Here is a 13,893-nt window from a genome sequence, read left to right as displayed (position 1 = left end):
CCAGCCAAACTCGCCCTCATCGCCGTCGCCAGGAAGCTGCTGACGGTCCTCAATGCCATGATGCGAGACCGAAAGCCGTACCTACAGACCAAACCAACATAACAGTTGCCGGCTTTCGCCGGGACGACGAATGGAGAAAGCCTGCGCCGGCTTTCGCTCTCAATCCCGATACGACGGATCCGCCCGGTCGAGCTTGCGCAGCAGCGCGGGCCAGGCGAGTTCGCCGTTGCGGGCAGCGCGGCCGGGCTTCGGCAGCATCCGCTCATAGGTGTCTTCGAGGATATTTTGCGGCGGATAGATCAGCTTGGTGTTGCAGGACAGCGCCATCACCTGGGTCTGGCAGGCGCGCTCGAGGCGGAACAGCACGTTGAAGGCGGCGGGCACGGTGCGGCCGACAACCAGCAGGCCATGGTTGCGCAGGATCATCGCCTCGTTGTCGCCGAGGTCGCGGACCAGGCGTTCGCGCTCGTCGACATTGTCGGCGATGCCCTCGAAGTCGTGATAGGCGATGTGCAGGAAGCGCATCGAGGTCTGCGCCAGGGGCAGCAGGCCGCATTCCATCGCGGAGACCGCCATGCCGGCCGGGGTATGGGTGTGCGCGACGCAATCCATGTCGTGCTTGGCCATGTGGATGGCGCTATGAATGACGAAGCCCGCGACATTGACGTCATAGTCGGTTGCGTTGAGCAGCGTGTTGCCTTCGACGTCGACCTTGATCAGGCTGGAGGCGTCGATCTCCTCGTACAGCATGCCGTAGGCATTGATCAGGAACTGGTTGGCGGTGCCGGGCACGCGGCAGGAGATGTGGTTCGCGATCATCTCGGTCATGCCGTACATCGCCGTGAGCCGATAACAGGCGGCAAGATCTACGCGGGCCTGCCACTCCTCGGCGCTCACCTGCTCGCGGACGGATTTGACGACCTTGATCGCGGGCGAGCTGACGGGGGGATTCATGGCGTTCTCTCCTCGAGATATCTGCGGGGCCGGGGCCCGATTGTTGCGGCGGACCATAGCAGAATCCGCGCGGCGGCAAGCTTTGGCGCGTCTGTGTATTTGCAGGGCTGGCGGGCAAAAACCGAATGCGGATTGGCGCGCCGCGCCTTCAATGCCACAATGCGGAAAACAGCCGAGGCGCACCAAAATGAGCGATCGCAAGATACGTATCGCCGTCTTGCATTTCTCCCACGAAACCGTCTCGTTCCTGCCGAACGAGACCACGCTCGACGACTTCATCTATCCGGGCTCGCCGGCCAAAGGCGAGGCGCTGCTGCAGTTCGATCCCAAGAACTATATGGGCGGCTTCGTGCAGGTGGCACGCGAGTTCTCCGAGGTCGAGCTGGTCGGCATCGAATCCCCGCTCTGGCCGAAGACCTACACCGGGTCTGGCTGGATCACCCAGGAAGCCTATCGCACCTTTGCCGGCAAGATGATCGACGGGCTGAAGGAAGAGGGCCCGTTCGACGGCGTCTATCTGTGCCTGCACGGCGCGATGGCCGTGCGCGACGTGCCGCGGCCGGAGGCCGATCTGGCGCGGCAGGTCCGCGAAGTGGTCGGCCGCTCCGCCTTCATTGCGGCGACGTTCGATCCGCACGGCAATGAGGACGAGGCGTTCCTCGAGCAGGCGGACATGGCGTTCGCGGTCAAATATTTCCCGCATTATGACGCGCATCTGCAGGGTGAGCGCGCGGCACGCATGCTGGTGCGGGCGATCCGCGGCGCCTACAAGCCGACGCACAGAACGATCAAGGTTCCCGTGATCTCGCCCACCGTGCTGCAATGGACCGGGGCGCGGCCTTGGATGGATCTCGTGCAGCGCGCGCTGGTCTGGGAGGCCCGCGAGGTCGACGTCTACGTCAACATCTTCTTCGGCTTCCCGTTCGCGGACGTTCCCGATGTCGGCATGACCGTTCAGGTTCTGACCAACGACAATCCAAAGCTCGCCGAGCAGGTCGCGCGCGATCTCGCCGGCACGATCTGGCGGCTGCGCGAAGCCTTGCTGCAATCGACCAGGCTGTACAGCATCGCCGAGGGCGTCGCGCTGGCCAAGCAGGCCGTCGCCGCTGGCAACACGCCGGTGGTGCTGGCCGATCACAGCGACCGGTCGGGGTCGGCGACCTGGCTGCTGCGTGAGATCATCGCGCAGGACCTCGCCAACACTGTCATCGCAACCATTGCCGACGCGAGGGCGACGGCAAGCCTCAAGGCCGCCGGCGCGAAGGCCGGCGATGCCTTCGACATAGAGATCGGCGGCCTTGCCGACGAGTCGGCGGGCGATCCGGTTCGGATTCAGGGCACCATCTCGGCTGCGGGCGAGGGCTACGGGCAGTTCTGGGTCTGCGTGCGCTTCGGCCGCAACAATGTGCTGATCCTGTCCACCTACCTGGTGCAGGTCATGGAGCCGTTTTCGCTCAAGGCGCTGGTGCCCGACATCGGCACCTTTGACGTGATGGCGATCAAGTCGCGGGTCCATTTCCGGCGCGGTTTTGACGACAACGGCTTTGCCAGCACGATCCTCCTGGTCGAGCCCGAGCAGCCGTTCCTCGGCACGACGCGTCTCGACAAGCTGCCGTACAAAAACGTCGATCTCGCGCGGTTCTACCCGTACGGCAATCCGGCGTTTTCGGAGCAATCGTCATGACGGAAAACCGCTATCGCTATCGGCTCGACCGCCTCGCCCTATGCGATCAAGCTGCGCGCGCTGATGCGCTACCGGCGGATTCCGCACGATTGGGTGATCATGACCAAGGCCTTGCGCGAGGCAACCGCGCATCTGAAGCCGATGCTGATCCCGGTGCTGCAATATCCCGACGGCAGCTATCGCGGCGAGACCACGACACTGGCTTATGATCTGGAGGCGCGCCATCAGGGACGGTCGGTGATCCCGGAAGACAGGGCCATCGCTTTCATCTGCGATCTGCTCGAGGACCTCGCCGACGAATGGGCGGTGAAGCCGTTGTTTCTCTATCGCTGGTGGGATCCGGAAGATCAGGCCTATGTCTCGCGCTGGGCCGGCGAGGAATGGTCGACGTCGGAGGCCGAGGCCGGCAGCCGCGACGAGATCGAGGAGTTCCGTCTGCGGCAGATTTCGCGCATGGTCGTTCTCGGCGCGACGGATGAGAACAGGCCGCTGCTGGAAGAGAGTTACCGGCGGACGCTTGCGGCGTTCGAGCCGCATGTCGGCATGACGAATTATCTGTTCGGCAGCCGGCCGTCGCTGGCGGATTTTGCCTGGTTCGGCCAGCTCAGCGAGATGGCGACCGACCCGACCCCGATGCGGATCATGCGGGAACGTGCGCCGTTCACCGATCACTGGGTGCGGCGGCTCGATGACGCGTCAGGTGTCGAGGGCAGCTGGTATCCTCGTGAGCAGGCGCTTGGCGGGTTCGCGGAGGCGCTGCTGCGGATCGCCGGCGAGCTCTATCTGCCGTTCCTTGAGGCCAATGCGGATGCATTCGCGAACGGCCTCGAGCGGCTCGAGATCAACGTCTGGGGACTGCCCTATGCACTGGCGCCGTTCAAATATCAGGTCAAATGCCTGCGGCAGCTGCGCGAGAAGTTTACTGCGCTCGATGCCGGCGAGCGCGCGGCGTTGAAACCCGTGCTGGAACGCACCGGGTGCTGGGCGATCCTGAACGGAGGCTGATCGATCCGCGACGATAGGCAGATTCGAAACGGTCGGCGCCTACGTCCGATGCCGGCTGCCAAGCGCGATCGCAATCGTCTCCGGCTGCTTGATCCGCTCGATCAGCATGTCGATGCGGTCGCCGCCCCAGAACAATTCGCCGTTGAACACCATGCTGGGAACGCCGAATACGCCGAGCGCTTCGGCCTCGTCGATGATGCGGTCATGTTCGGCGCGGGCAGGGCCGCGAACATAGGCATCGAAGGCCTCAGTTGAGCCACCGACGGCGGTGATCACGCCGGCAATCTCGGACAGCTTGTCGATCTCCAGCTCGTGGTTCCAGAATTTCCGGAACACCGTGTCGTGATAGGGCCGGAACAGTCCGTGGCGCTGCGCGAACAGCATGCCGGCGCTGGCGTAGAAGGCGTCATAGATCCGGCGTGGGCCTTTCATGGTCAGTCCCTGCACGTTGGCGAACCGGCGCGCATCCATGTAGGCGTAGCGCACCTTGCGCCAGAAGTGCGGCGTGCGCTCCTCGACCGTGCCCATGAATTCGGGAATGCGCAGCGTGTAGGGCAGCCATTCCAGCTCGACGCCGTACGTCTCCTCGAGCTCGAACAGCCGCTTGTTGGCGACATAGGCATACGGAGACTTGTAGTCGGTGTAAATTCGGACCCGCGGCTTTTCCATCATCGTTCCTCGCCTCGTCAGGATAATTGTTCCCGATCCCGCGCGGTGGCGCAATGCGGGTGTGACGAAGAGGAAATCGCGGGCAAACGAACGGGCCCCGGTGCAGTCAAGCATCGCGGGGCCCTGCTACTTCGTTTTAGCGAAGGATCTCTGGTGTAGACCAGTGGTGTTTCGGGACCTAAAAGCGCGTGGCCTTTGCGCTCCTGTCCTGCGGATATGTTCAGATTGTCGGCAGTGCACGCGGCTAGCAGCTGCTGTTCGCCTCAACGTGCACCGAGACCTTGCCGCTGAGCAAGGTCGCTGGCTTGCGCCGGTGGCGTCATGCTCCTCTCCAAGAGGTGGGCCGACGGACGTCTGTCCGCTTCTGCTGCCTGGCGGCCGATCCCATAATCGTCCGTCAATTCCTGCGACGCGAGGAGCGAGCGCTCCAGCACCCCAACAGGTGCAGTCGGCGAAATGCTGCGGCAGTTATGGCCATCTGTCAAGTTAACGAGCGGGGTAATTCAGGTCAGGATTCCTGTCGCGACTTGGTCTTTCGATATTGGCTGAAATCCGGATCGTGCGTCATCTTCCAGTAGTCGACGAACCGCCACGGCATCGCCGAGAACACGCGGCCGCTTCTGTTGCGGTAGTAGGTCGTCATGCCCGGATGCGTCCAGATCAGTTGCTCATGCTCGGCGTCGACGTCGCGGATATACGTGTCATGCGCGTCGGGATGCACGTCGATCGCGGCGATGTCGTTCTCGATCATCTCGACAAGGCAGGCGGAGATGTAGCGGCTCTGGCACTCCGACTGGAAGATGACGCTGCCGCCATGTGCAGGCCCTGAATTGGGGCCGAGCATCAGAAAGAGATTGGGGAAATCAGGCACGGTGAGGCCGAGATAGGCGGTCGGATTGTCGTCGCGCCACGCCTGCTTGAGGTTCTTGCCGTCACGTCCGGTGATGTTGAGCCGCGCCGCCATCTCGGAGACCTTGAAGCCGGTCGAGATCACGATGACGTCGTGCTGCCGCGATGTGCCGTCGGCAGTGACGATTCCGTCCGCGGCGAAATGGTCGATCTTGTCGGTGACTAGCTCGACATTCGGTTTGGTCAGCGTCTTGAACCAGTTGTTGTCGAGCAGGATGCGCTTGCCGTAGGGCGGATAGGTCGGCATGCATTTCTCGATCAGGTCGGGGCGATCCTTCAGCTCGGAGAGGATGAAGTCGGCCAGCTCCTGGCGATGCCGGTCGTTGCCCTTGTTGACGGCGCGGTCCGGATGCGGCCAGGCCGGATCCTTGCGCAGGAACGGCAGCAATCCGTCGCCGTAACGCCAGAACATGTTGAAGCGATACCACTGCACATAGAACGGCAGATGCGCCAGCAGCCACTGCGCACCTTCGGTGATCGGATCGGAATAACCCTTCACCGGCCGCGCCCATTGCGCGGTGCGCTGGTAGACGGTGACCGAGGCGACACGGTCGGCGATCGACGGCACCAGCTGCATCGCGGTTGCGCCGGTACCGATCACGGCGACATGCCTGCCGTCGAGCTTGATATCGTCGGACCACAGCGCCGAATGAACCTTCAAACCGGTGAAGTCCACGTCTCCCTCAAAGCGGGCAGGCAAGGGATCATTGAGCTGGCCGATCGCGCTGACCAGCGCGGTGGATTCAAAAGTTTCTTCGCCGCGGGCGGTCTTCAGCGTCGAGATCCAGCGCCGCTTGCCTTCGTCCCAGCGCGAGGCGACGAGCTCGGTATTGAGGTGGACGTGCTTGCGGATGTCGTATTCGCGCACGACCTTGAGCAGATAATCGAGCAGCTCCTGGCGCTGCGCGAAATAGCGGGTCCACGGATTGCGGGCGCCGAACGAGAAGGAATAGGAGTGGTTCGGCGTATCGACGCCACAGCCGGGATAGCGGTTGACGTACCAGGTGCCGCCGATCTCGTCCTGCTTCTCGACAATCGTATAGAGAATGCCGAGCCGGCCGAGCGCAACGCCAAGCGCGATCGCGCAGACCCCGGCGCCGACGATCAGCACATGCTGCTGCGCCAGCTTCTCGCCAGAAGGGCGCTCGCGCCAGCGCGCGTCGCGCGGAACGAAGCCCATCTCCTCCCGCATCAGCGGGGCATATTCCGGCGCGACATTCTCGCCGAGCGTCGCGCGCATCATCCGCAGCATCAGCTCATCGCCGGGATCGGTGATGACGGGCTTGGGCGTGCCGTGCGCGAACAGGTTCAGGACGGCCGCGCGAATCTCGTCCTGGATCTGCTTCGGCACGCCGGCGTCGGGATCCGGGATCAGGCGGACGTCGCGCTTCGGCTTGTAGGGCGGCTCGAGCCACTTCTCGTCGCCGGTCATGTGCACCAGCACCATCAGCAGCACGCGGATGTCGCCCTCGGCGATGGCGGAGGACAGATCGAGGTGTTTGCGCGAAAGCTCGATATTCATGCGTTGTCCTCAGCTACGTGGGCTTCCGGCAGGCCGCCATAGGCGGCCCAGGTGGTGCCTGCGATGTAGCCGGCATCGACCGGCAGGTTGATGCCGGTGACGCCGCTGCTCTGCGGCGAGAGCAGCCAGGCGATCGCCTGCGCCACTTCCATCGGCTCGACCAGCCGGTTCATTGCTGTCGGCCGTGCCAGCAGATCCTTGTCGAGGGCGCCCGATGCGATGCCGGCTTCGAGCGCGGCCGTGCGGGTGAAGCCGGGCGACACCGCGTTGACGCGGACGCCGGTGCGGCCCCATTCGGCGGCGAGCGTCTGCGTGATCTGGATGACGCCGGCCTTTGCCGCGGTATAGGCGTGGATCGGGCCCGACGTCATGCCGGCCACCGAGGCGACGTTGACGATCGCGCCATGCCGCCGCTTCGCCATTCCAATACCGACGCTGCGCGCAACCAGGAAGGTGCCGCGCAGGTCGATATTGACCTCGCGGTCCCATTGCTCCATCCGCACCCGCTCGATCGTGTGCATCTTGCCGAACACGCCGGCGGCGTTGACGAGGCCGCTGATCGGACCATGCGCAGTCTCGATATCGGCAATGCCCGCGACAACGGCGCTCTCGCTCGCGACGTCGAACGGCGCCGGCCACAGGACGGCGGCTGTTCCAACCAGCGGCTCGGGTGCGATGTCGACGATGACGACGCGATGCCCCTGATCGGCGAGCAGTGTCGCGGTCGCCGCGCCAATGCCGCGGCTGCCGCCTGTGACGAGGATTGTGCCCTCAGCGCTCATGATTTTCTTCCCTTGTCGCTGGTGGTGAACAGGCCGCGGGTGACCAGCTTTTGATAGGCCGTGATCACATAGTCGGGCACCGCGGTGACGCCGCGTTCGGAATAGGAGTAGCGGCGGCTGAGATAACCGCGCGCGCCCATCAGCACCTGGACGATGGCCTCGAATTCCTCGTCGCTGAAGGTGTTGGTCGCACCCGCAGCCCGCGCGCGTTGCAGGATCCGTACATAGGCGCTCGAGATGTTGTCGAAATGCTTCTGGTAGCCGATCGGCGCGAAGAATTCGGCCTCGTTGAGGATGCGCAGGAATTCCGGCACCTCGCGGATGAAATCGAAGAAGGCGCTGAAGCGCTCGACCTCCTGCCGGGCCTCGCTCGCGGTGCCGGTGCGCGCATGGATGAAGCGGACCATGTCGAGGCCGATCTTCGGCAGCAGCTGGTCGAGCAGCTCCTGGCGGTTCTCGAAATGATTGTAGAAGGTGCCCTGCGCGACGCCGGCGGCTTCGGTGATGCGCGCGACCGAGGCTTCGGCATAGCCGTATTTGCCGACGACCTTGGTCGCGGCGTCGAAGATCTTCTGCTTGGTCCAGGCGTTGCGCTCGACCCGGTTGAGTTTTGTCACTTTGGCGGATGTCGCTTGCGTCATGCGGTGGCCTCGAGTTCGGCGCGGAGCACGCGTTTGAGCACCTTGCCGGATGGATTGCGCGGCAGGCTGTCGCGGATGACGAGCTGCCGCGGCACCTTGAAGCCGGCGAGCCGTGTTCGGCAGAAATCGGCGAGATCGGGCAGGTCGAGCTTGGCGTCGTCGGCCAGCACCACGATCGCGACCGGCTTCTCGCCCCAGCGCGCGTCCGGCAGGCCGATCACCGCGACCTCGCGCACTTCAGGCATTTCGTAGATGACGCGCTCGACCTCGGAGGAGGCGATGTTCTCGCCGCCGGAGATGATCATGTCCTTCTTGCGGTCGGTCAGATAGAGGAAGCCGTCATCGTCGAGATAGCCGACATCGCCCGTGCGGAACCAGTCGCCGAAGAACGCGGATGCGGTCTTCTCCGGATCCTTCCAGTAGCCCTGCGTGACCTTCGGGCCGCGCAGGCAGATCTCGCCGTTCTGGCCGGCCGGCAGGCGCTTGCCGGCATCGTCGCGGATCTCGATCTCGACATGGGCGATGGCGCGGCCGGTCGAGCCGATCTTCTCGATCTCGCGGCCCGCGTCCATGAAGGTATCGCCGCCGCAGCTTTCGGTGAGGCCGTAGGCATCGATGTAGCGCGCGTTCTTGAAATAGTCCGAGAAGGCGCGGATGCGGAGCTCCGGCGTCTTCTCGCCGCCACCGATCGCCCATTGCAGGCTGGAGACGTCGTAGCGGTCGCGGTTCGGGCAGGTGAGGAGCGCCGTGGTCATGACCGGCGCGAACCATGCCGCGTTGAGTTTCTCCCGCTCGATCGCGGCGAGCGCCGGCTCGGGCTCGAAGGTGCGGTGAATGCACAGCATGCCGCCATGCCAGAGCACCGCGATGCCGGGCAGGTCGAGCGCGCCGACGTGATAGAGCGGGCCGACGACGAGTAGCCGCGTGTCGGCGTTGAGCCCGAGCACCAGGGTCTGGTCGGCGGACTTCCAGTAGATGTTCTCGTAAGTGAGCATCACCCCCTTGGGACGATCCGTCGTGCCCGAGGTGTACATTAGCCGCATCAGGTCGCGCGGCCGGCGCACATGGATCGGCGCCGGTGCGATGTCGGGCGCAAGGTTGGCGACGCTGGACTGCGCGACTTCATCGAGCAGCACGACCGGCGCGCCGCCGGCGGCGATCTCGGCAAATTCCTCGTCGGCGACGAGGAGGCGCGTGCCGGAATTGCCGACGATGTAGCCGACCTCATCGGCCGAGAGGCGATAGTTGATCGGCAGGAACACCCCGCCGATATGGCTCGTCGCGAACGCCAGCTCGAGAAAGGCCGTGCTGTTCTTCATCAGCACGGCGACGACATCGCCGGGCGCGATCCCGCGCCCCGCGAGCCAGCCGCCGACCTGCCGGATCCGCAGATCAAAGTCGGCGTAGGAGACGTCCTCGCCGCGATATTTCAGCGCACAGCGGTCCGGAGTCCGCCGGGCATGAAATGCGATGAAGCTGGAAAGGTTGATCATTTGCCGCTGGCGGGGCCGATCTCGGCACCGTTGCCTCCCTAGATGAATTATGAGTCGTAATTCATCTTTGGCTTGACGTCACCCCCCTTGCTCTGAAAACATTGCGGTCATGGAGACGAAACGATCTCCGGCAGGGATTTTGGGAACGCGAACCCGACAGGGAGGGGAATGATGAAGAAGACCCGGAAACCGGGCATCACCCGGCGCTCGACGCTTGCGCTGATGGGCGCGGGTGCGGTGAGCTTTGCCGCGCCATGGGTGGCGCGCGCACAGGCCAAGACGATCAAGATCGGCATGCCGACCATTCTGTCGGGCCGCGTTGCGCAGCTCGGGACGTCCTCGCGCAATGCGGTGCTGCTGGAGGTCGAGAAGGTCAATGCCACCGGCGGCCTTGCCGGACGGCAGATCGAAATGGTGATCCGCGACTCCAAGGGGCAGCCGCAGGAAGCCGCGCGCATCGCGCGCGAGCTCGTCAACACCGACGGCTGCGAGATGCTGCTTGACGGCGAAGCGTCCTCGGGATCGTTCGCGGTTCACGAAGTGGCGCGCGATCTCGGCGTGCTCTGCATCCACACCTGCTCGGAAGCGTCATCCCTGACCGCCGATCCCAAGCAGCACATTTCGAACGCCTTCCGCTGCGTGCGGCAGGGCATTCATGACTCGATCGTCGGCGCCAGCTACGCGGCAGGGATCGCCAAGGCCAAGGGCCTGAAGAAATGGGCGACCTGTTCGCCTGACTACGCCTATGGCCGCGACACCACCGGCGAGTTCGTGCTGTACCTGAAGAAGTTCGCGCCTGACGTCGAGATCATCAGCGAGTCGTGGCCAAAGCTGTTCCAGCCCGATTACACCGAGGTGGTGACGAAGATCCTGCAGGCCAAGCCGCAGGCACTCTATTCCTGCCTGTGGGGTGGCGATCTTACCTCCTACATCGACCAGGCCAACATCTACGCGATGTTCACCCAGATGGAGGTGTTCGCGGTCAACATGGCCGACTACACCGCGCTCACGGTGGTGAAGAACCTGCCCAAGGGCATCCACTCCGGCGACCGCTACATCAAGACATTCCCGCCGACGCCCGAAAATGCCGCCTGGGGCGACGCCTACAAGGCCAAGTACAACGAGTATCCGACCAACTGGTCGTGGCAGAACGCCACGGCGGTCATGTTCCTCAACGAGGCCGTCAAGAAGGCGAACTCCACCGACGGAAAGAAGGTCGCGGAGGCGCTCACCGGCCTCACCATCAAGTGCCCGTTCGGCGCCGACGGCACCGTCACCATGCGCGCCGACGACCACACGCTGGTCGGTTACGCCATCGGCTGGGGCACCACGATCCCGCAGGAGCCCTACGTGCCCGATGTGAAGGCCGGAGATTGGAAGACCATCTTCGAGCTCGAAGCCGAGTGGAAGAAGAGCAAGGGCTACACCTGATCCGCGTGTGCGGCGGAGGCTGCATCCTGTTGCCTCCGCCTCGCATCTGATGTTTGTCGCGCGCCGACGTTGCGGCCCGCCGTGATGGATGATTTTCCGTGGACCTCGACGCGCTCGCCAGTTGCCTCGCCAGCCCTGCTTGCCTGGTGACGCAAACCACCAGCGGCCTGATCATCGGCATGCTGCTGTTCCTTGTCGCCGTTGGGCTGACGCTGATCTTCGGCGTGCTCAAGGTGGTCAATTTCAGCCACGGCGCCTTCTATATGTTCGGCGCCTATTTCGCGATGACGGCCTATCAGCTCACCGGCAGCTTCGCGCTGGCGATGCTGAGCGGCGCCGCCGGCACTGCGATCCTCGGCCTGATCTTCGAGCGCGTGTTCATGAGCCGGGTTTACGGCCGCGACGTGCTGATGCAGCTCCTGGTCTGCTACGCCTTCGTGCTGATCTTCGACGACGTGGTCCGCATGATCTGGGGGCCCGAATTCAGGTCGATGGGCATGCCGGCCGCGTTCCAGGTGCCGCCGCTGTTCATCGCCGGCGGCGTGGTACCGCCATATTATCTGCTCTTGATCGGGGTGGCGCTCGCCGCAGCCGTTGTTCTCGGCCTGGGGCTGGCGCGCTCCAGGATCGGCAAGGTGATCCGTGCGGCCGCGCATAATCCCGGCATGGTCTCGGCGCTCGGTATCAATACCGGGCTGATCTATGGCGGCGTGTTCGCGCTCGGCGGCATGCTGGCGGGATTGGCGGGGGCGCTTGCCGCGCCGGTGCGCTCGCTGACGCCAGGCATGGGGTTCTCGGTGCTGATCGAGTCGTTCATCGTGACCGTGATCGGCGGCATGGGTTCGATCCTCGGCGCGTTGATCGGCGCGCTTTTGATCGGGCTGATCCGCTCATTCGGATCGCTTGGCTTCCCGCTGTTCACCGAGGGCCTGATGTATCTGTTCATGGTGATCGTGCTGGTGTCGCGTCCGACCGGGCTGTTCGGCAAGGAGGTCGCATGACCGAATTGCAGGCCGGGCAGGGCACGCAGCCCCTCGATGTTACCCGGATCGACGCCAGGCCGCAGCGTTACCGCGATGTGTTGATCGCGCTCGTGGCCTTTGTGCTGCTCGCGCTGCTGCCATTCATCTTCGGCAGCAAGCAGCTGCTCGACTTCGTGATCCGCTGCGCCGCCTATGGATTGTTCGCGACCTCGCTTAACCTTCTGGTCGGCTACACCGGGCTGATCTCGTTCGGCCACGGCATGTTCTTCGGCCTCGGCGCCTATGGTTTCGGGCTGATGATGCAGAAGACCGGCGTGCCGATCCCGGTGGCCTTCGTTGCCACGCTGGCGATGACCTTCGTCGTTGCGATCGTGATCGGCGCGATCTGCGTGCGGCTGAAGGAAATCTACTTTGCGTTCGTCACGCTGGCATTCCAGATGCTGATCCACTCGACCATCCTGTCGTGGCAGTCGCTGACCGGCGGCGACCAGGGCCTGCGCGGCGGGATTCCGCGGCCGCCGTTTCTCGGCATTGATCTGTCGAACCATCTGCATCTCTACATCACGAGCTGCGCCCTGCTGGTGATCGGCCTGCTGCTCATGCGCCAGATCGCGCAATCGCCGTTTGGCTACACGCTGCGCATGATCCGCGACAACGCCACCCGGGCGAGCTTCATCGGCATCGATGTCTGGCGCGCCAAGCTGACGATCTTCGTGCTCGCCGCGCTGTTCGCGGCGACCGGCGGCATCATCATGGCGTTGTTCGTCTCCGGCGCCTATCCCGAATTTGCCTATTGGACGATCTCGGGCGAGGGCATCTTCATCAACATGCTCGGCGGCGTGACAACCTTCCTCGGACCGATGGTCGGCACGGTGCTGCTGCTGATCCTCAACGATACCGTTACCCGCCTGACCGAGTATCACGGCATCGTGCTCGGCATCGTGATCCTGTTCTTTGCCATCGGCCTGCGAAAGGGCCTGATGGACTTCGTCGTCGAATGGTTCGCGCAGCGTCGCGGAGAAGCCGGGGAGCGCGCGCCATGAGTGCACAGACGCGGATCAGCGTCGTTACCGGCGGCGCCAGCGGCATCGGCGCGGCGTGCGTGCGTGAGCTCGCGGCGGCCGGCGATCTTGTCGCCGTTCTCGACCGCGATCTCGCCAAGGCGCAGACGGTTGCGGCGGAAGTCGGCGGCAAGGCGTTCGCGGCCGATGTGGCGGACGAGCGCAGCGTCGAGGCCTGTGCGGCCACGATCGAGCGCGACTGCGGTCCGGTCGCGGTGCTGGTCAACAGCGCCGGCATCATCCAGGTGCCGGTCCGGCCGCACGATCTGCCGATGACCTCCTGGGACGACGTCGTGCGCGTCGACCAGCGCGGCACCTATGTCGCCTGCGTTGCCTTTGCGCGGCAGATGATCGCGCGCAAGCGCGGCAGCATCGTCAACATCGCCTCGATTGCCGGCATGCGCTCGATGCCGCTGCATGCCTATGCGCCCGCCAAGGCGGCGGTGATCGCCATCACCGAATGCCTCGCGGCCGAATGGGGGCCGTCCGGCATCCGCGTCAATGCGGTGTCGCCTGGTTACACGCTGACGCCGGCGCTGAAAAATGCCATTGATCGCGGAGAGCGGGATGTCTCGGCGTTGGCTGCCAATGCAGCACTTCGCCGCCTCGTCGACCCCTCGGAAATCGGCCGCGTCGTCGCATTCTTGGCGTCCGATGCGGCCTCCGCGATGACCGGCGCCAACGTGCCGGTCGATTGCGGCTGGCTTGCCGGCACATCGTGGAGCACCTATGGCGGTCTGCGGGAGGCGAGCGGCTAGC

At 64.4% G+C, this 13,893-nt stretch carries 12 protein-coding genes and 1 pseudogene; 7 read left to right on the top strand and 6 right to left on the bottom strand.

Features of this window, described 5'->3' with window-relative positions:
* Window positions 1–102 (top strand): annotated as a pseudogene (locus QJT82_RS32885) (IS110 family transposase); the annotation flags it as partial.
* Window positions 103–159: 57 nt separating this feature from the next.
* Here the strand turns inward: QJT82_RS32885 and QJT82_RS32880 are convergent.
* The gene (locus QJT82_RS32880; protein ID WP_035632604.1) at window positions 160–954 is read right to left on the bottom strand and encodes a class II aldolase/adducin family protein; all 795 of its coding nucleotides are present in this window, start codon (window positions 952–954) and stop codon (window positions 160–162) included.
* Window positions 955–1,141: 187 nt separating this feature from the next.
* On the opposite strand from QJT82_RS32880, the gene QJT82_RS32875 reads away from it, so the two are divergent.
* Entirely contained in the window at window positions 1,142–2,638 is a 1,497-nt protein-coding gene (locus tag QJT82_RS32875) for a M81 family metallopeptidase (protein WP_028343200.1), read from the top strand.
* A 12-nt stretch (window positions 2,639–2,650) separates the two neighbouring features.
* Window positions 2,651–3,643, top strand: a complete 993-nt coding sequence (locus tag QJT82_RS32870; protein WP_348652651.1) for a glutathione S-transferase N-terminal domain-containing protein — start codon at window positions 2,651–2,653, stop codon at window positions 3,641–3,643.
* 39 nt (window positions 3,644–3,682) lie between these two features.
* On the opposite strand, the gene QJT82_RS32865 is transcribed toward QJT82_RS32870, so the two are convergent.
* The 5 genes from QJT82_RS32865 to QJT82_RS32845 all read right to left on the bottom strand — a co-directional run bounded on the left by QJT82_RS32865 (window position 3,683) and on the right by QJT82_RS32845 (window position 9,659).
* Window positions 3,683–4,312, bottom strand: coding sequence for a DsbA family protein (locus QJT82_RS32865; protein ID WP_028343198.1), 630 nt, complete (start codon window positions 4,310–4,312; stop codon window positions 3,683–3,685).
* A gap of 508 nt (window positions 4,313–4,820) precedes the next feature.
* Window positions 4,821–6,743: an NAD(P)/FAD-dependent oxidoreductase gene (locus QJT82_RS32860; protein WP_028343197.1), complete on the bottom strand. Its 1,923-nt coding sequence runs from the start codon at window positions 6,741–6,743 to the stop codon at window positions 4,821–4,823.
* Window positions 6,740–7,525: an SDR family NAD(P)-dependent oxidoreductase gene (locus QJT82_RS32855; RefSeq protein ID WP_035632601.1), complete on the bottom strand. Its 786-nt coding sequence runs from the start codon at window positions 7,523–7,525 to the stop codon at window positions 6,740–6,742. The genes QJT82_RS32860 and QJT82_RS32855 overlap by 4 nt, the downstream gene beginning before the upstream one ends.
* A complete protein-coding gene (locus tag QJT82_RS32850) occupies window positions 7,522–8,166 on the bottom strand; it encodes a TetR/AcrR family transcriptional regulator (protein WP_028343196.1) in 645 nt (214 codons plus the stop codon). Before QJT82_RS32850 ends, QJT82_RS32855 begins: the two co-directional genes overlap by 4 nt.
* Complete coding sequence (locus QJT82_RS32845; RefSeq protein ID WP_259242283.1) at window positions 8,163–9,659, bottom strand: AMP-binding protein; 1,497 nt, start codon at window positions 9,657–9,659, stop codon at window positions 8,163–8,165. Before QJT82_RS32845 ends, QJT82_RS32850 begins: the two co-directional genes overlap by 4 nt.
* 171 nt (window positions 9,660–9,830) lie before the next feature.
* On the opposite strand from QJT82_RS32845, the gene QJT82_RS32840 reads away from it, so the two are divergent.
* From QJT82_RS32840 to QJT82_RS32825, 4 genes are all read left to right on the top strand, one after another.
* On the top strand, window positions 9,831–11,090 hold the full coding sequence (locus QJT82_RS32840) for an ABC transporter substrate-binding protein (protein ID WP_028343194.1): 1,260 nt from the start codon (window positions 9,831–9,833) through the stop codon (window positions 11,088–11,090).
* 98 nt (window positions 11,091–11,188) lie between these two features.
* Entirely contained in the window at window positions 11,189–12,091 is a 903-nt protein-coding gene (locus QJT82_RS32835) for a branched-chain amino acid ABC transporter permease (protein ID WP_028343193.1), read from the top strand.
* Window positions 12,088–13,116 (top strand): branched-chain amino acid ABC transporter permease, encoded by a 1,029-nt coding sequence (locus tag QJT82_RS32830; RefSeq protein ID WP_028343192.1) that lies wholly within the window; start codon window positions 12,088–12,090, stop codon window positions 13,114–13,116. The genes QJT82_RS32835 and QJT82_RS32830 overlap by 4 nt, the downstream gene beginning before the upstream one ends.
* On the top strand, window positions 13,113–13,892 hold the full coding sequence (locus QJT82_RS32825) for an SDR family oxidoreductase (RefSeq protein WP_028343191.1): 780 nt from the start codon (window positions 13,113–13,115) through the stop codon (window positions 13,890–13,892). Before QJT82_RS32830 ends, QJT82_RS32825 begins: the two co-directional genes overlap by 4 nt.
* Window position 13,893 lies beyond the last annotated feature (1 nt).

The sequence above is a fragment of the Bradyrhizobium sp. Mp19 genome, assembly GCF_029952935.1.
In the GTDB taxonomy this organism is placed as follows: domain Bacteria; phylum Pseudomonadota; class Alphaproteobacteria; order Rhizobiales; family Xanthobacteraceae; genus Bradyrhizobium; species Bradyrhizobium elkanii.
The sequence above is the reverse complement of the archived record's forward strand: the minus strand, read 5'-3'. Positions and strand labels throughout refer to the sequence as shown.